Here is a 23,279-nt window from a genome sequence, read left to right as displayed (position 1 = left end):
TGGCTCTGCTCCGCCCCTACCGCACGCTTTTTGTCGAGCCCGGAGATTTTTCCCTGTTATTACTTTTTGATGTTAAACGCCCCAAATCCCGGATACTGCGCGGCGCGGCCGAGTTCCTCCTCGATGCGGAGCAGCTGGTTATATTTGGCAACGCGCTCGCTGCGGCTGGGGGCGCCGGTCTTGATCTGGCAGGTGTTCAGCGCCACAGCCAGATCGGCGATCGTGGTGTCCTCCGTCTCGCCGGAGCGGTGGGACGCAATGGCGGTGTAGCCCGCCTTGTGCGCCATCTTGATCGCCTCGAGTGTCTCGGAAACAGAGCCGATCTGGTTCAGCTTGATGAGGATCGAGTTGCCGCAGCCCAAGCCAATGCCCTTGGCCAGACGCTCGGTGTTGGTGACAAACAGGTCATCGCCGACCAACTGGACCTTGCCGCCCAGTTCCTTCGTCATCTGCTGCCAGCCCTCCCAGTCCTCCTCATCAAGACCGTCCTCGATGGAGTAGATGGGGTACTTCTCGACCAGCTGCTTCCAGTGTGCGACCAGCTCCTCGCTGGTGAACACCTTGCCGCACTTGGGCAGCTTGTACTCGCCCTTTTTGCTGCCCTTCCACTCGCTGGACGCGGCGTCCATGGCCAGCACAAAATCCCTGCCGGGCTGGTAGCCGGCCTTCTCGATGGCGGCAAGGATATACTGAATGGCCTCCTCATCGCTGGCAAGGTCGGGCGCAAAGCCGCCCTCATCACCGACAGAGGTCGCAAGCCCCTTCTCCTTCAGCAGCGCCTGCAGCGCGTGGAACACCTCGGTACACCAGCGCAGCCCCTCGCGGAAGCTGGGCGCACCAGCGGGCATGATCATGAACTCCTGCACATCCACGGTGTTGGCGGCATGGGCGCCGCCGTTCAGGATGTTCATCATCGGCACCGGCAGCTTGTTGCCGGACACACCGCCCAAAAAGCGGTAGAGCGGCAGCTCAAGCGAGGCGGCCGCCGCGCGGGCCGCTGCGATGGACACCGCCAGTATGGCGTTTGCGCCGAGGTTGGACTTGTCCTTTGTGCCGTCCGCCTGCAGCATGGCGGCATCCACGGCGTAGGTGTCGGCGGCATCAAGGCCGACCAGCGCCGCGTTGATGACGGTGTTGATGTTCTCCACCGCCTTGCTGACGCCCTTGCCGCCGAAGCGGCTTTTATCGCCGTCGCGCAGCTCCAGTGCCTCAAACTCGCCGGTGGATGCGCCGCTGGGGGCCGCGCCCCGGCCCACGGTGCCGTCCGCCAGCCAGACCTCGGCCTCCACCGTGGGGTTGCCGCGGGAGTCGATGATCTCACGGCCAATGACCTTTTCAATTTCAAGATAGCTCATGGTGCAAAATCCTTTCTATGAATACTCTTTTCCAGTATGCCCGGAATGGGACATTGCGATACTATTTGGTTAGTTTTTTCTAACCACTTATAAGATAGCATAGACTAACCGCCTTTGTCAAGGGGGCGTCCCTGCGGGCCATCACCGTAGGGGGCGGCGTCCCCTACGCCCCGCAGGCCAGCAGTCCTTCCCGGGTCATGCGTAGGGCGGCCAGCCCTCTGGCCGCCGTGCCCGCTTGCGGCAGCAGTAAACCTTACGGCCTGCCCCCTCTTTGCAAATCCATTTGAAACTGCACAGTTTGCACCAAACCGCAGGGGGATTTTGCCGCCGATTTTACACTGCGCCCCCTTGCATGGGGCGGCAATCTCCTGTATAATTAATTTTGTCTGTACTATTGTTTTAACGACTAAGCGAGGTTTTCAAATGCTGTCAAAGTATCTGAGCGTTTTCTTCATTTCGATGGTTCCCATCATTGAGCTGCGCGGCGCGATCCCCGTCGGCGTGGGGCTGGGCCTGCCGCTGTGGCAGGTGTACATCATTGCCATCATCGGCAACATGATCCCGGTTCCGTTCATCTTCTTCTTTGCACGCAAGGTGCTGGAGTGGGGCGCGGATAAGCCGGTCATCGGCAAGTTTTTCACCTTCTGCCTTGAGAAGGGCCACAAGGGCGGCGAGAAGCTGAAGGCCAAGGCCGGCCGCGGCCTGCCGTGGGCGCTGCTGCTGTTTGTCGGCATTCCGCTGCCCGGCACAGGTGCATGGACCGGCACACTGGCCGCCAGCCTGCTTGACATGGACTTCAAGTCCAGCGTCCGCGCCTGCATGGGCGGCGTACTGCTGGCAGGCTGCATCATGGGCGCGCTGAGTGTGCTGGGTGTATCCGCCTTCGGCGCTGTCGCTGCCTGAGATGCCCATGCATTATCGGCCCGGCCTGGATGTAGTTCGTCTGGCGGCGCTGCTGCCGGTGCTGTGCTATCACTATTGCATCGAGGCCGCGCGCCTTGGCTTTGCAGTGCCCACGGCGCTGATCAGCCGGGGCATGGCCGACTGGGTGGAGCTGGGGCTGGCGTGGTTCTTTCTGCTTTCGGGCGCGGCGCTCTGCCTGCAATGGCAGGGGCGGTTTGCCCTGCGGCGCTATCTTGCGGGCCGTGCCGCCGCCACCTACCCGGCGTTTTGGCTGGGCTTTGCGGCGCTGTTCCTCTACGGCGAGGTGCTGCACGGCAACAACGCCGACATCCCGCGCTGGCGGGTCATCTTCTCGCTGCTGGGGCTGGACGGCTACCTGACCCCCGTGACTGTCACCTTCTACAAAATTGGTGAGTGGTTTTTGGGCGTTATCCTGATTTTGTATCTCGTGTTCCCGCTGCTGTTGTGGTGTATGGAGACGCAGCTGCGCCGCAGGGGGCTGGCCGTCTGCATGGCAGCGCTGGCCGTTGTCTGGCCGCTCATCTGCCCCGCCCCGTGGGAGGCCGGGCACACCGTGCTGGGCCGCCTGCCGGCGTTTGCGCTGGGGGTGTGGTTCGGCAGCTTTTTGCAAAAAGACGCTGCACCGCCGAAATGGCTGGCCGCCGGGCTGCTGACGCTGCCGCTGCTCCGGGTGACGGCCGTGCCGCGGCTTGCCGTACTGCTGGCGGTGGCGGCGGTGCTGTTCTGGGCGGTATACGCCGCCGGGCAGCGGATGCCTGCGCGGTTCTGTCCCGCCCTGCGGCGGCTGGCAGGCTGGTGCTACGGGGTGTATCTGGTTCATCATGTCTTGCTGACACTGGTGTTCCTGCGGTTCGTGGCGCGGTTCAATTTGCCGCTGGCCGGGATGTTCCCGGTGTATCTGGCGGCCAGCTTTGCGCTTGCCGCCGTGCTGACAGCGGTAAGCCGTCCGCTTGGCAAGGCCATAAAAAAGCTGGCATAAAAATAAAGGACGCATGACCTTTACGGTTGTGCGTCCTTTTTTGTGTAATGGGTGGTGATGGGAAGGTGTGTGTGAGGAATGAATCCCTCCCCTACGGATTGAACCATAAAAGGGATTTAGCGGTAAGCTGCGGGCCGGGCATGCCCGGCCCCTACAGGGCGGCCGGAAGGTTTACGGCAATGGAATGTAGGGGGCGGCGTCCTCGACGCCCCGCGGAGGTGCGCGGCGAGGCGAACGACCCGGGAGGGATGAATCCCTCCCCTACGGATGAACCGTTGACGGCAATTTAACGGAAGGTAGCGGAGGGGTCAAGACCCCTCCCTACGATGTAACATACAAGGGGGCACAAAGCGAAACCGGGAGCTGACGCAAGGCTGCGGGCCGGGCATGCCCGGCCCCTACAGGGCGATAAGAAGTTTATCCCTGCGGGGGGTTCGGGGGAACACCCGAATTTAAAGTGGAGGAAGGGGCGGGGGCGTTAAGAACGGACAGTAATACTGCGTCCGTTTAGCCGCCGAAGCTTCCGACTTCCTCTTTGGGGTTCCTAGGGGCGTGCAGCCCCTAGGTCGCGGGTCCGCTGCGTCGAAACAGCGGCAGTTTTCTTTGCAAGCTTTCTTTTGCTGTCAAAAGAAAGCGACCTCCCGGGAGGCTGCCGTTAATCGGTCACTGCCGGGCCTGCAGCGCCGCCAGCAGCGGGGGGATCAGCTGCTTTTTGCGGCTGACAACGCCGGGCAGGCGCGCCATGCTGCCCTCCGGCTCGACATGGAACGCATCGCGGATGATCTCCTCGGCGTTGCGGCCGTAGCACATCAGGTCGGTGCTTTGGGTCTTCATGTCGGTGAACATGTAGAAGATCAGCGGCAGCCCCTCGCGGCGGCTCGCCTCGGGCAGATACGGCTCCACAAGCGCCTCGGCGGCGGCGCGGGACTTGTCGGTCATGTAGGTGGACTGCCCGACACCGAACTTGACATCGCCGCGGCTGAATGCCTTGAAGTCCGAGCTGAATACATCCTCCGCCGTGCGGCCGGTCAGGTCGGCGCCGGCCTCAAACATCTGCTCGGCATATGTCGGGATGTCCTCGCCTGCCAGCGCGGCCAGCGCCTTAGCGGCGGCTTCGTCCTGCGGGGTGGAGGTCGGGGACCGGAACACCAGCGTATCGGACAGAATTGCCGACAAAAGCAGGCCCGCGATCTCGCGGCTGGGGGTCATGCCCTGCTCCTGATACATCTGATACAAAATCGTGGCCGTGCAGCCCACCGGCACATTGCGGAAATACACCGGGCCGGTCGTTTCCAGATTGCCGATGCGGTGGTGGTCGATGATCTCCAGAATCTCCGCCTCGTCCAGACCATCCACGGCCTGGGTGCGCTCGTTGTGATCGACCAGAATCAGCTGCTTGCGGTGGAGGTTCAACAGGTTACGGCGGCTGACGACACCGCAGTATTTGCCGTTCTCGTCCAGAATCGGGAAATAGCGGTGGCGGACACTCGCCATGACCTTCTGCGCGTCCTCAATCGGCGTATTGACGCTGAATTTCAGCAGCTCCTTCGTGCGCATAAAGTGGCGCACCGGCGCTGCGGTCGAGATGAGCCGCGCGGCGGCGTAGGTGTTGTAGGGGGTTGCCAGCACCGCGCAGCCCTTCTCCTGCGCGCGGGCAATGATGGTGCGCGGCACCGCAGAGCCGCAGCAGACTACGATGGCCTGCGCGCCGCAGTCGATGGCGCACATCTGGGTCTCGTACCGGTTGGAAACAAGCACAATGTCCCCGGGCTTGACCAGCTCCTCCATGATTTCCGGGCTGGTGCCGATGCAGATATTGCCGCTGTCAATGTGGGCGTCGGCGCTGCCGACCACCAGCTCAGCCTCCAGCGTTTCCAGCAGGTTCGTGCAGCGGGTGTTGGCCGCGGCCAGCACTGCCGTGTCGAACAGGTCCATGTTCGCATCGGCAATATCCTTGATCGTGATCAGGCCCTGCAGCTCGTTGTCGCTGTCCACGATGCAGAGCGTGTCGATCTCGACATCGCGCATCAGGTTCCATGCGGCGCGCACGCTCATCTCGCCGTCAATGCCGGCCTGCTTGCGGATGTCGATGTCCTTGATCTGCGGGCTGACATCGGTGCAGAGGCGAGGTGCCTCGATGCCGAAATGCTGCAGGACAAACCGCGTTTCACGGTTTACATGCCCGGCGCGGCGGGCCTCATACAGACCGTTGAGGCTGCCGCGGTTTTTCAGCCATGCATACGCCAGTGCGGAGCAGATCGAGTCCGTATCCGGGTTCTGGTGGCCGATGATATTGATGTGGCGGGTCGCGTTTGCCATAGGTGTGTTCCTCTCTTATTGCCCCTCTTATCCCCAGGCTGTTCGTAGGGGCGGGGCTCTGCTCCGCCCGCGGGCGCATATGGAATGCGCCCCTACAAGCGTATTCTTGGACAGCCTGCCTATAATATTGATTATTATAGCACACATTTTTGCTTTTTGCGATTCTTGACAAATAAGACATTATAGCGTATTATAAAATAGTATGTGGATATTGGGGCTTTGCCCCTGCAAATATCAGTCTATCGGCATTTTCATTTTTGAGAGGGAACGTATATGATTCAGGAAAATCTCCGCAATGTTGCGATCATTGCTCACGTTGACCACGGCAAGACCACGCTGGTCGACCAGATGCTGAAGCAGTCCGGCGCTTTCCGTGCCAACCAGCAGGTGGCCGAGCGCGTCATGGACTCCGGCGATATTGAGCGTGAGCGCGGCATCACCATTCTGGCCAAGAACTGCTCCTGCGAGTACGAGGGCGTCAAGATCAACATCGTTGATACTCCGGGCCACGCCGACTTCGGCGGCGAGGTCGAGCGCGTTCTGAAGATGGTCAACGGCGTTCTGCTGCTGGTCGATGCAGCCGAGGGCTGCATGCCCCAGACCCGTTTTGTTCTGCAGAAGGCGCTGCAGCAGAACCTGTCTCTGGTCATCGCCGTCAACAAGATCGACCGTCCTGATGCCCGCATTGCCGAGGTCATTGACGAGATCCTTGAGCTGCTGATGGATCTTGGCGCCACCGATGAGCAGCTGGACAGCCCGATGGTGTTCTGCTCCGGCCGCAACGGCACCGCCAGCTACGACTGGACCGATCCCAGCGCAGGCACCGACCTGAAGCCCCTGTTCGACACGATCCTGAAGTATGTCAAGGCCCCCGAGGGCGAGCCTGATGAGCCGCTGCAGATGCTGGTTTCCAGCGTTGACTACAACGACTTTGTCGGCCGCATGGGCGTCGGCCGCGTGCAGAACGGCGTCATCAAGGTCGGCAGCCCGATTCAGGTCTGCGACTGGCACAACCCCGATGTGCATATGAGCGGCCGCATCACCAAGCTGTTCGACTTCAAGGCCAACGGCCGTGAGCCGATCGAGAGCGCACAGGCCGGCGATATTGTTGCGTTTGCTGGTCTGCCCGATATTTCCATCGGCAACACGATCTGCGACCCCAGCAAGGTGCAGCCCCTGCCCTTCGTCAAGATCAACGACCCCACGGTCGAGATGACCTTCTCGGTCAACGATTCCCCGTTTGCCGGCAAGGAGGGCAAGTATGTCACCTCCCGCCAGATCCGTGACCGCCTGATGCGCGAGCTGCTGAAGGATGTTGCCCTGAAGGTGGAGGATTCCGCCACGAACGATTCCTTCCGCGTCATGGGCCGCGGCGAGATGCACCTGTCCATCCTGATCGAGACGATGCGCCGCGAAGGCTATGAGCTGCAGGTCAGCCCCCCGCATGTTCTGACTCATGAGGAGAACGGCAAGGTCATGGAGCCTATGGAGCGCGTTGTGATTGATGTGCCCGAGATCTATCAGGGCAATGTCATGACCGCACTGGGCGCCCGCAAGGCCATCCTGATGAACATGCAGATGATGAACAGCCGTTCCCGCATCGAGTTCCGTATGCCCAGCCGCGGCCTGTTCGGCTATCGCAGCCAGTTCCTGACCGACACCCACGGTGAAGGCATCATGAACACGATTTTTGACGGCTACGAGGAATGGTGCGGCGACATCCAGACCCGCTCCACCGGCTCCCTGATCAGCTTTGAGACCGGCGATGCCGTCACCTACGGCCTGTTCAACGCCCAGCAGCGCGGCACCCTGATCGTCAACGCCGGCGAGAAGGTTTACGCAGGCGAGGTCGTGGGCTACACCCCGACCGGCGAGGACATCACCGTCAATGTCTGCAAGACCAAGCACCTGACCAACACCCGCGCCTCCGGCAGTGACGACGCCCTGCGTCTGGTGCCCGTTTCCAAGTTCAGCCTTGAGGGCTGCCTTGAGTTCCTGGCTCCCGATGAGCTGCTTGAGGTCACCCCCGAGAACCTGCGCATCCGCAAGCGCATTCTGGACCACGACCTGCGCATGAAGGCCGCCAGCAAAAAGAATAAGTAATTTTATCCATACAGCAAGAGCCGCCCCGAGTGGAGCGGCTCTTGCTTTTTTGTTTGTAGGGGAGGGATTTATCCCTCCCGGGTACCTTCCGCCGCCGCAAACGGCCGCGGCGGCCAGAGGGCTGGCCGCCCTACACATGACCCGGGAAGGGCTGCTGACCTGCGGGGCGTCGAGGACGCCGCCCCCTACAATCGTTGCCATAAACCTTCCGCCTGCTTGTAGGGGCCGGGCATGCCCGGCCCGCAGCCTGACGGCGCATCCCTTTTGCGGTTCATCTGTAGGTAGGGAACGCCGCACCCCTACTGATCCTGCCACATCTGTACCGGGGTATAGTCGGTGCTGCCGGAGAGGTAGGCGTCAAGGTCGATCAGGCCGTAGGCATCTGCCGGGTAACCGTCCCGCTGGACATAACCATCCGTTACAAGCACCCGACCATCGCCGGTCAGGGCAATGGGGCGGCCGTAATTTTCGGCATTGCCGTAGGCCGCATCCAAAGTCGGGTCGTGGTAGGGCACCTTGTACACCTGTCCGTTGGCTGTTTTGTAAATATGCAGCGTGTCTGATGTGCTTTGCAGAAACAAAAACTCCAGCTGCCCACTGCGTGTAAATCCCTGTGGGGTGCTATAGCCGCCCATACATCCGGTCGATTTCTCTGCGTATAACTCCTGCAATGTCCCCGCCGAACAGTCGTACCCCCACAAAACCTTTGTGATGTCATCGCCATCCGGTCTCGACTGGTCAAAGTACAGCATATCACCACGGTATCCCAAGTAGGATTTCCGGCTGCCGCCTCCCTCCGGGTAGTACGGCTCATCAAATAGTTTTTCCAATGTATTAGACGATACATCGTATAGATCGTATTCCATCAGGGAGTTTTGAAGCACAGCCTCACACATTTCATTGTCTGTAGGCAGCGGCATATCGGATACAATGCGGGTCAGCACTACCTTGTTGTGCGCAACGCCAAGTATCTCGCTTATCTGCGGGATAGATGCGCTCCATGTCGTAACCTCCCCGGTCTGCCAGTCCAGTCTGGCGACATACTTGTCGCGCAGGACATAGGCCGCGTACTCGTCATAAATAACTGGCGTAATTTCCTGACTGGCAGTCCGTTCTTCACTGCGGCCATCCGGGTAAAAGCTTTTAAAACGAAACTCCGATCCGTCCTCGTCTGCTAAAAATACGCGAACCACATTATCATTTGTGACAAACCAATCGGAGTACAAAGCATCGTTGGCTAAATCAAGCGACATTACCTTGGTCTGCACACCGTTGGCATAGTCCAACTTCAGCCCTACAATATTTGTTGTGCCCTCTTGGCTATACAGCGTGTAATAGGCTGTGTCTGTGCAGTGCATCCAGTCGTTATATGCGCGCAGTTCCCCAATGGGGAACGCTGCTGCGCTTTCCTCGCCGGTAGCGTTCTCTGCAGCAGGTGTCTGCATCGGTGCGGGGGTAGATTCAGGCGCAGCGCTGCAGGCGGTCAGGGCCAAGGCGGCTGCAAGCAAGGGCAGATACTTTTTCATGGAGCATTTCTCCTTTCCTGTTTGCGGCCAGTGTACCATGCAGTTGTGTCCCCGATGTTACACGGAGGAGGATCTGCAAAATATTTTTTATGCCTCAGGCTGCCAAGTTGTACGCGAAGCAAATACACTTGACTTTATACGCAAATCATTGTATAGTTATTAAGTCACTCGCCCTGCGGCGGCGGTGGCACGGAAAGTAAAATGGTGTAATAACAGGGGGAAAACATGGCAGTATTTACGGCATGGATCGAGCAGTTCAGCGATGTTCTGTGGAACTCGCTGCTGTTGTTTTTGTTGGTTGGCACGGGCCTCTATTTTACCGTGCGGCTGCGCGGCGTGCAGGTGCGCCGCTTTGGCGAGGGGGTTCATCGGGTGTTCGGCGGCTTTACGCTGCGCGGCAAAAAGGCTGACGCCGAGGGCATGAGCAGCTTTCAGGCGCTGACGACCGCCATTGCGGCGCAGGTTGGCACCGGCAACATTACGGGCTGCGCCACCGCACTGGTCAGCGGCGGCCCGGGCGCGCTGTTCTGGACATGGGTGTCGGCGTTTTTCGGCATGGCCACCATCTATGCAGAGGCCGTGCTGGCGCAGCACTACCGTACCACGGTGAACGGCCATGTGACCGGCGGCCCGGCGTTTTATATCCGCGCCGCGTTCAAGGGCAAGGGCGGCAAGGTGCTGGCAACCGTCTTTTCGGTGCTTATTATTCTGGCGCTGGGCTTTATGGGCAACATGGTGCAGTCCAACTCGATCGGCGATGCGTTCCACAACGCATTCGGTGTAAACCGGCTGGTGGTTGGCGTCATCGTGGCAGCCATTGCGGCGTTCATCTTTCTGGGCGGCGTGCAGAGAATCGCCGCTGTAACGGAAAAGGTTGTGCCGGTCATGGCGGCATTTTACATTTTGGGCTGCATCGCCATTCTGGTCATCAACGCCAAGGCGCTGCCCGGCGCGCTGGCGCAGGTGTTTGTGCTGGCGTTTGAGCCGCAGGCCATGGCGGGCGGCATCGCGGGTGTGACCGTGCAGCAGGCCATGCGCTTTGGCGTAGCGCGCGGGTTGTTCTCCAACGAGGCGGGCCTTGGCTCCACGCCGCATGCCCACGCGCTGGCCAAGGTCAAGCGTCCGCAGGATCAGGGTGCCGTGGCGATTCTGGGTGTGTTCATCGACACCTTTGTGGTTCTGACGCTGACCGGTCTGGTGCTGATCACCTCCGGGCTGGTGCCGCAGGGTCTGACCGGCACGGCGCTGACGCAGGCTGCGTTCAGCCAGGCATTCGGCGGGTTTGGGCCGGTGTTCATCGCGGTGTGCATGTTCTTCTTCGCTTTTTCCACGATCATCGGCTGGTATTTCTTCGGCCAGTCGAATTTTAAGGCGCTGTTTGGCGAGAAGCTGCTGCCTGTGTACAGCGTCATTGTGGTCGCGTTTATTCTGGTCGGCTCGACCTTGAAGGTCGATCTTGTCTGGGCGCTGGCCGACCTGTTCAACGGCCTGATGGCGATCCCGAACCTGCTGGCGCTGCTGGCACTGTCCGGCGTGGTTGTGGCGATTGACCGGAAGTGATTTTTACATGAGCGGGGGTTGTTCCTTTTCTTAGAAGAAAAGGATCCGAAAAGAATTTTAAAATGATACAAAAATATCCTGTCTGCGAGAGGTCGCGGGCAGGATATTTTTGTTTGGGGGCGCAGGGCGGTTATGCGAAGCCCTGTGGTTTGCCGCTGTAGGGGGCGGCGTCCCCAACGCCCCGCGGAGGGGTCAAGACCCCTCCCTACGATGCAAAGGATACGGGGTGGTAATGGCAAGGTGGAGGGCCGGGCATGCCCGGCCCCTACGGACTGCCGTAAACGGCTTGTGGACGAGAGGGGCAAGGGAGGGCGGCAGCCCTCTCCTGACGGCGCGGGCGGAGCAGAGCCCCGCCCCTACGCACATCCCATTCCCACTGCGGGGGTTCGGGGGCGCTTGGCGGCGCACAACGAGCGCCGCCAGCCAGCAAAGCTGGCCCGCTCGTGCGGTTGTTTGCCCCGCAGGGGCAAACATTGCTCGCTCCCCAGTTTCGCTGCGCTCAACTGTGGCCCCGCGCTCGCAACCCCGCAACTCCCGACTCAAAAGTGGAGGAAGGCCCACAGGCGTTAAGCGCGAACAGTAATACTGCGTTCGCGTAGCCTGTGGGCCTTCCGACTTCCTTATTGGGGTTCTTAGGGGCGTGCAGCCCCTAAGTCGCGGGTCCGCTGCGTCGAAACAGCGGCAGTTTTCTTTGCAAGCTTTCTTTTGCTGCCAAAAGAAAGCGAGTTTCCGGGAGGCTGCCGCTAATCCTTTAGCCGATAACCTCTCCGTGGCGGATCACTTTGACAATATCCAGCTTGTCATTGACCAGCACGACATTGCCGTAACGGCCGGCGTCAAGGCTGCCGTAGTCGGCATCGACACCGATACTGCGCGCCGGGTTCAGGGTGGCGGCGCGGACGGCGCTTACAAGGGGCACGCCCATCTCCAGAACGGCGCGCTTCATGCAGTCAAACAGGCAGGTCGCGCTGCCGGCAATCGTGCCGGGCTGCTCGGTCAGGGTGGCGCGGGGTCCGCGCACCGTGACGGCCTGACCGCCCAGACTGTACTCGCCGTCCGGCAGGCCGCAGGCCATCATACTGTCGGCGATCAGAATCACATGGTCATCGCCAAAGGTGTTGAAGGTGAACCGCACCATGGCGGGGTGGATGTGTACATTGTCGGTGATCAGCTCGACCTCGGCACCCTCCTCCAGCGCGGCGATGATGGGGCCAGGCTCACGGTGGGTGATGCCGGGCATCGCGTTGTACAGGTGGGTCATGTGGGTGGCACCGGCGGCAAAGGCAGCCTTGGCTGTCTCATAGTCGGTGCAGGTGTGCGCGATGGAAATGCGCACCTCATCGTGACATTCCTTGATGAAGTCGAGGTTTCCCGGCTCCTCGGGCGCCACATCGACCAGCTTGATCAGCCCGCCGCTGCGCGCCTGCAGGCGGCGGAACATGGCTGCGTCCGCCCCCATGACATACTTGGGGTTCTGGGCGCCGACCTTGCGGGGGCTGATGTAGGGACCCTCCATATTGATGCCGACCAGATCTGCGCCGCGCTCGTTCCTGTGCGCTGCGGCCACATCCATGATGCCGTTCAGGATCTCCTCGCTGAAGGTCATCGTGGCGGGGCAGATGGCCAGAACGCCCTTGCTCGCCTCAAAATCCGCGATGGCCTGCAGGCCTGCCGCATCGGCGTCACAGAAATCATGGCCGACCGCGCCGTGGAAATGGATGTCCACCAGACCCGGCAGTGCGTAGGCACCGTCCGCGTCGATGACTGCCTCCCCTTCCAGCGGGGCTGCGCCAAAGACGATGCGGCCGTCACGGATGATAAGATCTTTTTCTACAAAGCGGCAGCCGTCGCTGTAAACTTTTGCATTTTTGATGATCATAGCAGTATTCCTCCGCTGATCAGATCTCGCTCAGGGCTTCCTCGTCACCAACCAGAATGAAGTCGGGGTGCATCTGCAGGATGCTGGCGGGGACCTCCGGCGTGACAGGGCCGAAGAATGCCTTCTTGACGATGTCGGCCTTGCCCTTGCCGTTGGCGACCATCAGGACCTTGCGGGCCTGCATGATGGTCTTGATGCCCATGGTGTAGGCCTGCTTGGGGACCAGATCGGCGTTGCCGTCAAAGAAGCGCTTGTTGGCCTCAATGGTCTCCTCTTTCAGGTCAACGCAGTGGGTGCCCAGCTCGAAAGCCTCGTTCGGCTCGTTGAAGCCGATGTGGCCGTCGTTGCCGATGCCCAGCAGCTGCAGGTCAACGCCGCCGACACTGTGGATGATGGCGTCATAGCGGGCGCACTCGGCCGCAGCGTCGAGGTTCGTGCCATCGGGCAGGTTGATGGCCTCGGGGCGGATGTTCACATGGTCAAACAGGTTGCGGTGCATGAAGCTCCAATAGCTCTCGGGGTGCTCCTTCGGCAGGCCGCGGTACTCGTCCAGATTGACGGTCGTGACCTCGGAGAAGTCGATATCGCCCTTGTTGTACCACTCGACCAGCTGCTTGTAGGTGCCCACGGGGGTACCGCCGGTGGCCAGACCCAGCACGCAGTTGGGCTTCATGATGACCTGCGCCGAGATGATGTTGGCGGCCTTGCGGGACATGTCGTAATAATCCTTAGCACGGATGATCTTCATAAGAAAATACCTCCTGATATTTCGGAGCGGGCGCGCTCCGTTATTCTTATTTGCATTATACCACGCTGCGCCATGATATACCATGACCTAAATTTAAATTTTATACCAAAATTTCGTTTCCAAACAAAAGGCCGTGGGCGGGCGTAGGCCCGCCCACGGCGGATTTGATAAAGGGAACCAGACCTTTACCGAAAGATGTCAGAAATTACAGCATCTTCTTCAGCTCGTCATAGACAAACTGAACCTTGGGGCCGATAACGACCTGGCAAGCGGTCTTGCTGGGGCGGATAACGCCGGCAGCACCAGCAGCCTTGACGGCCTTCTCGTTGACACCAGTGCTGTCCTTGACCTCGAAGCGCAGACGAGTGGCGCAGTAGTCAACGTTGGCAACATTGTCCTTGCCGCCGACAGCAGCCAGAACGCCGGAGGCGATGGCGGTGAAGTCGTTGTTGGCGAGGGTGATGTTGGCCTCAGCAGCCTCAGCATCCTCATCCTCACGGCCGGGGGTCTTCAGGTCGAACTTGGTGATGGCGAACTTAAAGACGAGGTAGAACACGACGAAGGCAGCGATGCCCAGAGGAATGATCATCCAAGTCTTAGCAGCAGCAGGCAGGCTGGCGGAGAAGATCAGGTCGGTAGCACCAGCGGAGAAGCAGAAGCCTGCGCGGAAGCCGGTGTAGTAGGTAATGATGGTGAAGATGCCGTACAGAGCAGCATAGACAACATACAGGGGGAAGCAGAGGAACATGAAGCCGAACTCGAACGGCTCGGTAACGCCGCAGACGAAGGCGCAGATAGCAGCGGAAACAACCAGACCGATAGCAGCCTTCTTGTTCTTGGCAGTCTGGACCATGGCCAGAGCAGCACCGGGGATACCGAACATCATGCAGGGGAAGAAGCCGGACATGTACATGCCGAGGTCCCAATTAACACCATTCTGACCGGTGACATCGCCAGCCCAGAAGTGCTTCAGATCGCCCAGACCGATGGTGTCGAACCAGAACACGTTGTTCAGAGCGTGATGCAGGCCGGTGGGGATCAGCAGACGGTTCAGGAAAGCGTAGATGCCGGCGCCGATGCCGCTCATCTTGGCAATGCCGTTGCCGAGGGCAACCAGAACGCCGAAGATGATGGGCCAGACAAACAGCAGAACAACGGAAACCACGATAGAAACAACCGCGGTCACGATAGCAACGCTGCGCTTGCCGCTGAAGAATGCCAGCCAGTCAGGCAGCTGGGTATTCTTGAACTTGTTGTAGCAGGCAGCACCGATGATGGCGGCCAGGATGCCGATGAAGGAGTTGCCGGCGATCTTGCTGAAAGCAATGTAATCGACGGTGCCTTCCTCCAGCGTGCGGACAGCGCCGACAACGCCGGGGCTGAGCAGCTGCTGCATCATCAGGAAGCTGACCAGACCGGCCAGACCGGCAGTGCCGTCGTGGTCGTCAGACAGACCCACAGCAGCGCCGATGGCGAACAGCCATGCCATGTTGTCGATCAGGGCGCCGCCGGCCTTGATCAGCAGGAAACCGAGAGTGTAAGCGAAACCGGAAGTTGCGCCCTCAGCACCCATAACAGCGGGAGCGAAAGCGTAACCGATGCCCATCAGGATACCACAGACGGGCAGCGCAGCAACGGGAAGCATAAGAGCTTTGCCGAGCTTCTGCAGATACTTCATCATAAAAGCATTCCTCCAAATTTTTGAGTGGGTTTCTCCCAACTCGGTGCCGGGGCTGTCTGGTTCTGCAGCCGAAGCACTTTGTTAATTAGATATTAACATATTCTTCATAAAAAAGAAAGTATTTTTAGCAGAATTGTCGAAAAGCCGAAAAAACGACAGTTTTTTTGTGCATTATTCAAACACACCGTTGATTTTTGCCCAAAATTCTTGAAATATTTAACCTTTTCGGGAAAGTTATTTTCATAACACAGCGACTGTGAGCACCGGAATGAAAGAAGCCCCCTGACAGAGGGGGCTTCTCCGCTTACTTTACTGCCACATTTTTTGTGGCGATCACATCCACGCCGGTGTCGGCGGCGTTGGGCAGCACGACCTGCCCGATGGTCACCGGGGCGGCCACGGTCACAGTCTTGAGCGCCCGCACCACGGCAAAGATCTTGTCCTTGGGAATGTCCGTCTGCGTCTTACAGCTCACAGCGGCCAGTACGCCGCCGGTCACCCGCACCGTTGTCGTCACAATGCGGGTCGGTGCGGTCACCTCCCTTGCGGGCGTAGGCATCGCCGCGCGGGCAGGTGTTGCCGTACACCGCCGTGACCGCGCCGTTTTCCAGCTCTACGGTCAGGGGGCAGCCCATAGGACAGCCGATGCAGGTCAATTCACGCTTTTCCATCGTCAGCCCTCCTCCAAAGTTACGGTCACGGCTTCGCCCGGGCCCTGCAGCAGCTCGGCCTTTAGGCGGACGGTCTCCATCTCGCCGGGGGCCAGCACGGGCCGCTTGCGGCTGTAGATGCAGGTATCACCGCGATACACCGCGATTTTCTTGTTTTTGTAGACATTGCCCACCCGGAAGCGCAGCGTCACGGTATCCCTGCGCAGGCCGGGGCGGATGGTCGTGGGCACCGTGTACCGCACGCCGTTTTCGCACCGCACGGGCAGCACCGTCCCGCCGGGCTGCTCGCCGCTGCGGATGAAGTCGGCAGCGTGCGCGCCGGCTGCCGCAGCCTCCTCGGAGACATAATCGACCAGATCATGCACATGGCAGCACATTGCCCGCCGCAAACACGCCGGGAAGGTTCGTTTCAAGGCTCTCATTGACCGCCGGGCCGCCGGTGACCGGGCTGAGCGCCACGCCTGCCGCGCGGCTCAGCTCGTTCTCGGGCAGCAGCCCGCAGGAGAGCAGCAGCGTATCGCAGTCGTAATGCTCCTCCGTGCCGGGGACGGGCTTGCCGTTTTCCACGCGGGCCAGCGTAATGCCGGTCACACGCTCCTTGCCCTGAATGTCCACGACCGTATGGCTCAGCCGCAGTGGGATGCCGAAATCATCAAGGCACTGTACAATATTGCGTTTCAGGCCGCCGGAATAGGGCATCAGCTCGGCCACGCACAGCACCTTGGCGCCCTCCAGCGTCATCCGCCGCGCCATGATCAGGCCGATGTCGCCCGAGCCGAGAATGACCACCCCGCCGCCCGGGCAGGTAACCCTCCATGTTGACAAGCCGCTGGGCCGTGCCTGCGGTAAAGATACCCGCCGGGCGGTAGCCGGGGATGTTCAGCGCGCCGCGCGGCCGCTCCCGGCAGCCCATTGCCAGAATGACCGCCTTGGGGTGCAGCTGGAACAGCCCGTCCGTCTTATTCATGGCGGTCACGGTCTTGTTCGCCGCCAGATCCAGCACCATGGTATTGAGCTTGTAGGCAATGCCAAGCGCCTCGACCTGCTCGATAAACCGGGCCGCATACTCGGGGCCGGTCAGTTCCTCCTTAAAGGTATGCAGGCCGAAGCCGTTGTGGAGTGCATTGGTTGAGGATACCGCCCAACTCGCTGTCGCGCTCAAGGATCAGGATATCCTGCACACCGCCCTTGCGGGCCGCCACCGCCGCCGCAAGCCCTGCCGGGCCGCCGCCGATGATGACCAAATCAACATTTTTCATTGACGCAGCCCCCTTTTAAAATGTATCCTTGTTCGTGCCGACGATGATTTTGAATCCCCGCCGGATTTTGTGATCTCGCTCTGGTCCACGCCCAGCTCCCGCGCCAGAATCTCCATGACGCGCGGGCTGCAGAAGCCCGCCTGGCAGCGGCCCATGCCCGCGCGGGTGCGCCGCTTTACGCCGTCCAGACTGCGCGCGCCCGGCACACGGTGGATGGCATCCACGATCTCGCCCTCGGTCACGCTCTCGCACCGGCAGATGATCTGACCGTAGGCCGGGTTCTGTTTAATAAGCGCCGCCCGCGCAGCAAAGTCCAGTGTCTTGGGGTCCAGAATGCCCTTGCGGGTCGGATCAAAGGCCGGGTTTTCTTTTAAGTGCAGGCTGTCCCGCACAATATCCGCCACCATTGCGCCGATGGCCGGCGCGCTGGACAGGCCCGGGGATTCGATGGCCGCGCAGTCCACAAAGCCGGGCGCGATCTCCCCGATGAAAAAGTCGTGCCGCGCCTCATGGGCGCGCAATCCGGCAAAGCTGGTGATGGTCTGGCGCAGCGGCAGATCCTTGACCGCCAGCCCGGCCTTGGCGCGCACCTCATCAAGACCTGCCGCCGTTGTAGCGGTGGCCTCCTTGTCCTCGACATCAATGGCAGTCGGGCCGATGAGCAGGTTCCCATGCACCGTGGGGGTGACCAGCACGCCCTTGCCGTACTTGCCCGGCAGCTGGAACACGGTATGCCGCACATGCTGCCCGGCCGTGTGGTCAAGCAGGAAGTAATCGCCGCGCCGCGCCGTGATCTTCATGGGGTGGTCGGCGTCCGCCATATTGTGCAGCACATCGGCGTAGACGCCCGCCGCATTGACGATGCAGCGCGTCTCCAGCGTGCCGCGGTCGGTTTCGATGGCCCAGCCGCGTCCGTCCGCAAGGGGGTGCAGCCCCGTGACCGCCGTGTTGAACTGAAACTGTACGCCGTTCTTTGCGGCGTTTTCTGCCAGCGCGTAGGTCAGCCCGAACGGGCAGACGATGCCGCCGGTGGGCGCCCAGAGCGCTGCCACCGCCTGATCGGAGACATTCGGCTCCATCGCAGCAAGCTCGTCCCGCTCGATGATGCGCAGCCCCTCCACGCCGTTGGCGCAGCCGTTTTCGTAGAGTTTTTGCAGCGCGGGGCGGTCCTCCTCGCTCAGGCAGACGACCAGACTGCCGCACTGGGCGTAGGCAAAATCCAGCTCCTTGGCCAGCGCGGGCATCCGGCGGCTGCCCTCGACATTGAGTTTCGCCATCAGGCTGCCGTGGGCAGCATCATAGCCGGCATGTACAATAGCGCTGTTGGCCTTGGAGGTGCCGCAGCAGACATCCTCCGCCTTATCCAGCACCAGAATATCCGCGCTGTAGCGCGAAAGCTCCCGTGCGCAGGCACACCCGGCCACGCCCGCGCCGATAATGATTATATCATGCATATGTTGTACCTCGTGTTGTTGGTTCGTGCGGTTGGAATGGCTTCCCCCTTGGGGCTGCGCCCGCAGGCGCGTGTCGGAGCTCAACCGCCGTAGGCGGCTCTTAGCGCGGAGACTGAAGCTGTCAGCGGCCCCGACCGCTGACTGATGAGGGGCAACGCCGCGGCTATAACCCGCTAAAGGGCCGCCACGGCAAGCCTGCCCCTCATCCGGCCCTTCGGGCCACCTTCCCCCTTGGGGGAAGGCTTTAGGGAGTCAATCCTCCTTCGCCCAGCCGTAGGAGCAGCGCACCGCCTTGTTCCAGCCCTTGAGCCGCTCGGCGCGCTCGGCCTCGGTGATGGCGGGGGTAAACTTGCGATCCACGGCCCAGTTCTGCAGCACATCCTCGGTGGACTTCCAGTAGCCGACAGCCAGCCCCGCCAGATAGGCCGCGCCCAGCGCCGTGGTCTCCACACAGCAGGGCCGCTTGACCGGCAGGCTGCTGATGTCCGCCATCGTCTGCATCAGGTAGTTGTTGGCGCAGGCGCCGCCGTCCACCTTGAGCGCCGTCATCGCAATGCCGCTGTCAGCCTCCATCGCGGTCAGCACATCGTTGATCTGGTAGCACAGACTGTCGAGCGTGGCGCGGATAATGTGGTTTTTGTTGACGCCGCGGGTCAGCCCCACAATCGCGCCGCGCGCGTACTGGTCCCAGTGGGGCGCGCCCAGACCGGTAAAGGCCGGCACGACATAGCAGCCGTTCGTGTCCCGCACCTTCTGCGCCATATACTCGGAGTCCCTGGCATCCTCCAGCAGATGCAGCTCATCGCGCAGCCACTGGATGGCCGCGCCCGCCACAAATATCGAACCCTCCAGCGCATAATTCACCTTGCCATCCAGCCCCCATGCCACGGTGGTGACCAGCCCGTTGTGAGAGAACACCGGCTTTTCACCGACATTCATCAGCATAAAGCCGCCGGTGCCGAAGGTGCTTTTTGCCTCGCCCCGCTGGAAGCAGGTCTGCCCAAACAGCGCCGCCTGCTGGTCACCCGCCGCACCGGCAATCTTGATCTCACCGCCGAAGTGCATCGGGTCGGCGTACTCGTAAAACTCGCTGTTGGGCACGGGGTTGGGCAGCATGCAGCGCGGTATGTCAAGGATCTGCAGGATCTCATCGTCCCAGTCCAGCGTGTGGATGTTGAACAGCATCGTCCGGCTGGCGTTGGAGTAGTCGGTCACATGGATCTTGCCGCAGGTCAGCTTCCAGATCAGCCAAGTCTCGACCGTGCCAAAGAGCAGGTCGCCCCGCTCGGCCCGCGCGCGCACGCCGGGCACATTGTCCAGAATCCATTTCAGCTTTGTTGCCGAGAAATAGGCGTCAATGACAAGGCCGGTCTTTTCCCGGATCTTGTCGGTCAGGCCCTGCGCCTTGAGCGCATCGCAGTATTCGCTTGTGCGGCGGCACTGCCATACGATGGCATGGCAGACCGGCTCGCCGGTGTCGCGGTCCCAGACGATCGTTGTCTCGCGCTGGTTTGTAATGCCAATGGCGGCAATATCCTCCGCCGAGGCGCCGATCTGGTTCATGGCCGACAGTGCCACGCCCAGCTGGGTGGTCCAGATCTCGTTGGCATCATGCTCCACCCAGCCCGGCTGGGGGAAGTACTGGGTAAACTCCTTTTGCGCCACGCTGCACATCTCGCCCCGGGTGTTGAAAAGGATGCACCGGTTGGAGGTCGTGCCTGCATCCAGCGCCATAATGTACTTTTCGTTTGCCATCGCAATTCTCCTTGTGGTTCGGAAAACCGATTATGTTGCCTATATTATACAGGATGTCTAAAAATAAATCGCGTGGCAAATGTACCAAAATTTTGCAAGGTTTTTTGACAGAAAAACCGTCCGGTAGGCGCAGCCTCCCAAGGCGCAAAAAAGGGCCGCAGCCTGCGCAGTCTGTCGGCTGGCGGCCGCGGTCCTTTTTTCTTTTCAACGCTCTTTTTTCTGCTGCGCCTTGGGCAGCTCCTCTGCTGCGGCAATGGCTGCGGCAGTCACCCCGATGGCACCGGCCTGCAGCAGCGCCGCCGCGCAGGCGGACGCCGTGGCCCCTGTCGTGATAATGTCATCGACCAGCAGCACCCGCTTGCCGGTCAGGTCGGTGCCGGGGCGGCAGGCAAAGGCCGCTTTCGCGCGGCGCAGCCGCTCCTCACGGGTCAGCTCCTTCTGCGGGCGGCCCGGATTCTTTATGTAGAGCGGCGTCACCACCGGGATACCCAGCACTGCGCTCAACCGGCGCGCCAGCAAAAGCGGCAGACCCGGTACGCCGGGCCGCGGCTTGTTGGGCGGCACCGGCACAATGCAGCTGTACAGCGGCAGCGTATGCAGTCCGCGGTACTGCGGCAGCTCCCCCACCCTGCGGGCGGGCAGCGCGCCGAAGATCAGCACCGCCATCCGGTCGGCCAGCTCCTGCGCATACCACGGGCAGCCTCCGCGCTTGCAGCGCAAAATCGCGCTGCGCACTGCATCGGCGTAGTAGTAGGCGGCTGCCGCCTCCCCCAGCGCGTAAAAAGCATGCTCTCCTTCCGGCAGGCGCGGCGGCAGATGCTGCAGCCGCATCTCCTCCGGCAGGCAGGCCGGGCATACCGTCCCCTGCACGGCATCCACCCCGAGCAGCGCCCCGCAAAAGGGACACCGGCGCGGAAACAGCAGCGCCAGCAGCCGTGCGCGCGTCACCTCCGCGCGCCGCTCAACAGAAGCCACAATCGTGCTTACCGTTCTGTTTTACACGGTACATCGCCTGATCGGCATCCTTAAAGATGCTCTCGCCGGGGTTTTCGCGGTCGGTAAAGGCCACGCCCACGCTCAGCGAAACTGCGGGCAGTCCGTCCGTGGGGTTGGACAGCGTGTCATTGATCAGCTCGATCTTGTCGCTGACCGTTTGGCTCAGCTCGCGGCCGACATCCACCATGATCACGGCAAACTCATCGCCGCCGATCCGGCAGACATAGTCAATGCTGCGGAAGGTGGTCGTCAGCAGGCGCGTCACCTTCTTTAAGATCAGATCGCCGACCGCATGACCGTGCAGGTCGTTGACCTGCTTAAAAATATCAATATCGCAGATGATCATTGCAAAGGGCTTTTCGCCGCCCTCATAAATATTCAGGATCTTTTCAAACGAACCGCGGTTCAGCGCATCGGTCAGCGCATCGTGCTCGGCCTCATGGCGGATAAGCTTCTGCGTCTCCTGATTTTCGCGGTAGACCTCATTGTAGGTCAGCGCCAGCTCCTGCAGCTCGGCGGCGCCCACCACCGGGAAGATTTGCCCGCGCTGGATGCTCTGGCTGTATTGCACCAGCGGCTTCACGACCAGATGGCGGGTGATGATGCAGATCTCAAGCATCAGCGCGACCAGCACAGCCGCGCAAAGCTCGATCTTGCGGTAGACATCGGTAAAGATCTGCTCGGCACGGTTCTGGCGTGAGCGGGTCAGCTCGATCAGTGCCGCCAGACTCTCGGAGATATTGTTCGTCACATCCTCACGCATATTCTGGTACTGGCTGTTGCTGACCAACTGCTGGGCCTTGCGCATCTTATCGGCGTCCGACATCGTCAGGTCGCTGTCATGCAGCGAGACCGTCTGTATCTCGGCCGGCCAGTCGGCGGGGTCGGCCAGCGTGGCCTGTGCCATCAAACGCATGGCATAGCGGTCGGTATAGCTCAGATACTGCGAGGTGGACATGGCAGATTTCAGCAGGGTAAACGCATCGGTGTCGCTGTAATTCTCGGCGAAATACTCCAGCGCTGTCTCGCGGCGGCGGGTCGTGTTCAGCTCCTCAAAGTAATTGTCCATGTACTCCCGCTGGCCGGTCGCGGTGTACATCCGCACCTGCTCCACCAGATAGTCCGACCCGCTCTGCAGCTGGCGGGCCAGCGTTTCACACTGGATATAATCGTCCGTGGCGCGCTGCATCTGCGTAAGCTCCCCGGTGCCCTGCAGCGAAAGGGCAACAAAAACCACCGCAAGCGCCAGCGTAATGATGATGTCAAACGCACTGACCCGTTGTATCCTAATTTTTTTCACCGCACAACCAACTTCCCAACCAGAATTTCAACGAAATTGCATGGCAACACCACACAAACCCCGCCCTGAAGCCGTCCCCGGCCCAATGGTTGAGAATTGCGCGATGCTGCCTTTGGTTATATAGTATGTTGTAACTAAGTATACAGAATCTGCGCAAACTTTTCAACGAAAACTGTTAGTCATTACCAACAAAAATGCACTCGGAAATTCTACACCCACAACATTGATTTGCCGCCGTAAACCTATTATTATATCCCATTTACCCATCGACACCCCGTGTAGGGGCCGGGCATGCCCGGCCCGCAACCCGACGCCATATCCCTCTTGCGGTTCACTTGTAGGGGCCGCATATATGCGGCCCGCAACAGATACTCTATTAAAAACTGTGCGGGAATCTCCCCCGCCCTAAAAACAGCCCGCAGGGCTGTTTTTGCCTCGCGGTACGCTGGACGCGGGGCCTGGGCTTTTCGATTCCCGCACGGGTCACCTTTTACGCCCGACACCTATTGAAAAGTAAATAAAAAGAAAAAAGCACTACCTCAAATGAAGTAGTGCTTTTTGGTGACCCGTGCGGGAATCGAACCCACGTTAACGGCGTGAGAGGCCGCTGTCTTAACCGCTTGACCAACGGGCCATAATAAAAAAGAGAAGCCGGCATCTACCTATTTTCACAGGCCGTTTCCAGCCAACTATCTTCGGCACAAGTGAGCTTAACTTCTGTGTTCGGAATGGGAACAGGTGGAACCTCACCGTCATCGACACCGGCCAAC

At 60.5% G+C, this 23,279-nt stretch carries 13 protein-coding genes, 1 tRNA gene, 1 rRNA gene and 3 pseudogenes; 4 read left to right on the top strand and 14 right to left on the bottom strand.

All coding sequences use genetic code 11. From position 1 onward, the window contains the following. Nucleotides 1–59 precede the first annotated feature (59 nt). Nucleotides 60–1,355, bottom strand: a complete 1,296-nt coding sequence (gene eno / locus OGM67_12625) for a phosphopyruvate hydratase (GenBank protein ID UYJ34396.1) — start codon at nucleotides 1,353–1,355, stop codon at nucleotides 60–62. A gap of 423 nt (nucleotides 1,356–1,778) precedes the next feature. Between eno and OGM67_12620 the strand changes: the two genes are divergently transcribed. After that, complete coding sequence (locus tag OGM67_12620) at nucleotides 1,779–2,258, top strand: small multi-drug export protein (GenBank protein ID UYJ34395.1); 480 nt, start codon at nucleotides 1,779–1,781, stop codon at nucleotides 2,256–2,258. A 1-nt stretch (nucleotide 2,259) separates the two neighbouring features. Further along, nucleotides 2,260–3,258: an acyltransferase gene (locus OGM67_12615; protein UYJ34394.1), complete on the top strand. Its 999-nt coding sequence runs from the start codon at nucleotides 2,260–2,262 to the stop codon at nucleotides 3,256–3,258. 663 nt (nucleotides 3,259–3,921) lie between these two features. Here the strand turns inward: OGM67_12615 and OGM67_12610 are convergent. Further along, nucleotides 3,922–5,577 (bottom strand): putative manganese-dependent inorganic diphosphatase, encoded by a 1,656-nt coding sequence (locus tag OGM67_12610; protein ID UYJ34393.1) that lies wholly within the window; start codon nucleotides 5,575–5,577, stop codon nucleotides 3,922–3,924. 273 nt (nucleotides 5,578–5,850) lie between these two features. Between OGM67_12610 and typA the strand changes: the two genes are divergently transcribed. Next, on the top strand, nucleotides 5,851–7,680 hold the full coding sequence (typA, locus tag OGM67_12605; protein ID UYJ34392.1) for a translational GTPase TypA: 1,830 nt from the start codon (nucleotides 5,851–5,853) through the stop codon (nucleotides 7,678–7,680). A gap of 299 nt (nucleotides 7,681–7,979) precedes the next feature. Here typA and OGM67_12600 read toward each other — a convergent pair whose 3' ends face one another. Continuing rightward, nucleotides 7,980–9,206: a hypothetical protein gene (locus OGM67_12600; GenBank protein ID UYJ34391.1), complete on the bottom strand. Its 1,227-nt coding sequence runs from the start codon at nucleotides 9,204–9,206 to the stop codon at nucleotides 7,980–7,982. Nucleotides 9,207–9,431: 225 nt separating this feature from the next. On the opposite strand from OGM67_12600, the gene OGM67_12595 reads away from it, so the two are divergent. Continuing rightward, the gene (locus OGM67_12595) at nucleotides 9,432–10,766 is read left to right on the top strand and encodes a sodium:alanine symporter family protein (protein ID UYJ34390.1); all 1,335 of its coding nucleotides are present in this window, start codon (nucleotides 9,432–9,434) and stop codon (nucleotides 10,764–10,766) included. Between the two features lie 751 nt (nucleotides 10,767–11,517). On the opposite strand, the gene nagA is transcribed toward OGM67_12595, so the two are convergent. From nagA to rrf, 11 genes and pseudogenes are all read right to left on the bottom strand, one after another. Beyond that, on the bottom strand, nucleotides 11,518–12,645 hold the full coding sequence (nagA, locus tag OGM67_12590; GenBank protein UYJ34389.1) for an N-acetylglucosamine-6-phosphate deacetylase: 1,128 nt from the start codon (nucleotides 12,643–12,645) through the stop codon (nucleotides 11,518–11,520). A 19-nt stretch (nucleotides 12,646–12,664) separates the two neighbouring features. Then, nucleotides 12,665–13,393, bottom strand: a complete 729-nt coding sequence (gene nagB, locus OGM67_12585) for a glucosamine-6-phosphate deaminase (GenBank protein UYJ34388.1) — start codon at nucleotides 13,391–13,393, stop codon at nucleotides 12,665–12,667. Nucleotides 13,394–13,598: 205 nt separating this feature from the next. Further along, nucleotides 13,599–15,074, bottom strand: coding sequence for a PTS transporter subunit EIIC (locus OGM67_12580; GenBank protein UYJ34387.1), 1,476 nt, complete (start codon nucleotides 15,072–15,074; stop codon nucleotides 13,599–13,601). A gap of 304 nt (nucleotides 15,075–15,378) precedes the next feature. Continuing rightward, nucleotides 15,379–15,745, bottom strand: a pseudogene (locus tag OGM67_12575) (DUF1667 domain-containing protein). Nucleotides 15,746–15,747: 2 nt separating this feature from the next. Further along, nucleotides 15,748–17,004: pseudogene (locus OGM67_12570) on the bottom strand (FAD-dependent oxidoreductase). Between the two features lie 15 nt (nucleotides 17,005–17,019). After that, nucleotides 17,020–18,458, bottom strand: a pseudogene (locus OGM67_12565) (NAD(P)/FAD-dependent oxidoreductase). 252 nt (nucleotides 18,459–18,710) lie between these two features. Continuing rightward, a complete protein-coding gene (gene glpK / locus OGM67_12560; GenBank protein UYJ34386.1) occupies nucleotides 18,711–20,213 on the bottom strand; it encodes a glycerol kinase GlpK in 1,503 nt (500 codons plus the stop codon). A gap of 204 nt (nucleotides 20,214–20,417) precedes the next feature. Beyond that, nucleotides 20,418–21,188, bottom strand: coding sequence for a phosphoribosyltransferase family protein (locus tag OGM67_12555; GenBank protein ID UYJ34385.1), 771 nt, complete (start codon nucleotides 21,186–21,188; stop codon nucleotides 20,418–20,420). Then, complete coding sequence (locus tag OGM67_12550; protein UYJ34384.1) at nucleotides 21,175–22,509, bottom strand: GGDEF domain-containing protein; 1,335 nt, start codon at nucleotides 22,507–22,509, stop codon at nucleotides 21,175–21,177. The genes OGM67_12555 and OGM67_12550 overlap by 14 nt, the downstream gene beginning before the upstream one ends. 559 nt (nucleotides 22,510–23,068) lie before the next feature. Beyond that, nucleotides 23,069–23,143 (bottom strand) — tRNA-Glu (locus OGM67_12545). 15 nt (nucleotides 23,144–23,158) lie between these two features. Continuing rightward, a 5S ribosomal RNA gene (rrf, locus tag OGM67_12540) occupies nucleotides 23,159–23,275 on the bottom strand. Nucleotides 23,276–23,279: the final 4 nt, after the last annotated feature.

Source organism: Oscillospiraceae bacterium, from assembly GCA_025757985.1.
GTDB lineage: Bacteria > Bacillota > Clostridia > Oscillospirales > Ruminococcaceae > Gemmiger.
Note: the sequence above shows the minus strand (reverse complement) of the source record. Positions and strands in the feature narration are given on the sequence as shown.

Coding starts and splice junctions, on each gene's coding strand:
- eno (UYJ34396.1), bottom strand. CDS start 1,355: ATGAGCTATCTTGAAATTGAAAAGGTCATTGGCCGTGAGATCATCGAC.
- OGM67_12620 (UYJ34395.1), top strand. CDS start 1,779: ATGCTGTCAAAGTATCTGAGCGTTTTCTTCATTTCGATGGTTCCCATC.
- OGM67_12615 (UYJ34394.1), top strand. CDS start 2,260: ATGCCCATGCATTATCGGCCCGGCCTGGATGTAGTTCGTCTGGCGGCG.
- OGM67_12610 (UYJ34393.1), bottom strand. CDS start 5,577: ATGGCAAACGCGACCCGCCACATCAATATCATCGGCCACCAGAACCCG.
- typA (UYJ34392.1), top strand. CDS start 5,851: ATGATTCAGGAAAATCTCCGCAATGTTGCGATCATTGCTCACGTTGAC.
- OGM67_12600 (UYJ34391.1), bottom strand. CDS start 9,206: ATGAAAAAGTATCTGCCCTTGCTTGCAGCCGCCTTGGCCCTGACCGCC.
- OGM67_12595 (UYJ34390.1), top strand. CDS start 9,432: ATGGCAGTATTTACGGCATGGATCGAGCAGTTCAGCGATGTTCTGTGG.
- nagA (UYJ34389.1), bottom strand. CDS start 12,645: ATGATCATCAAAAATGCAAAAGTTTACAGCGACGGCTGCCGCTTTGTA.
- nagB (UYJ34388.1), bottom strand. CDS start 13,393: ATGAAGATCATCCGTGCTAAGGATTATTACGACATGTCCCGCAAGGCC.
- OGM67_12580 (UYJ34387.1), bottom strand. CDS start 15,074: ATGATGAAGTATCTGCAGAAGCTCGGCAAAGCTCTTATGCTTCCCGTT.
- glpK (UYJ34386.1), bottom strand. CDS start 20,213: ATGGCAAACGAAAAGTACATTATGGCGCTGGATGCAGGCACGACCTCC.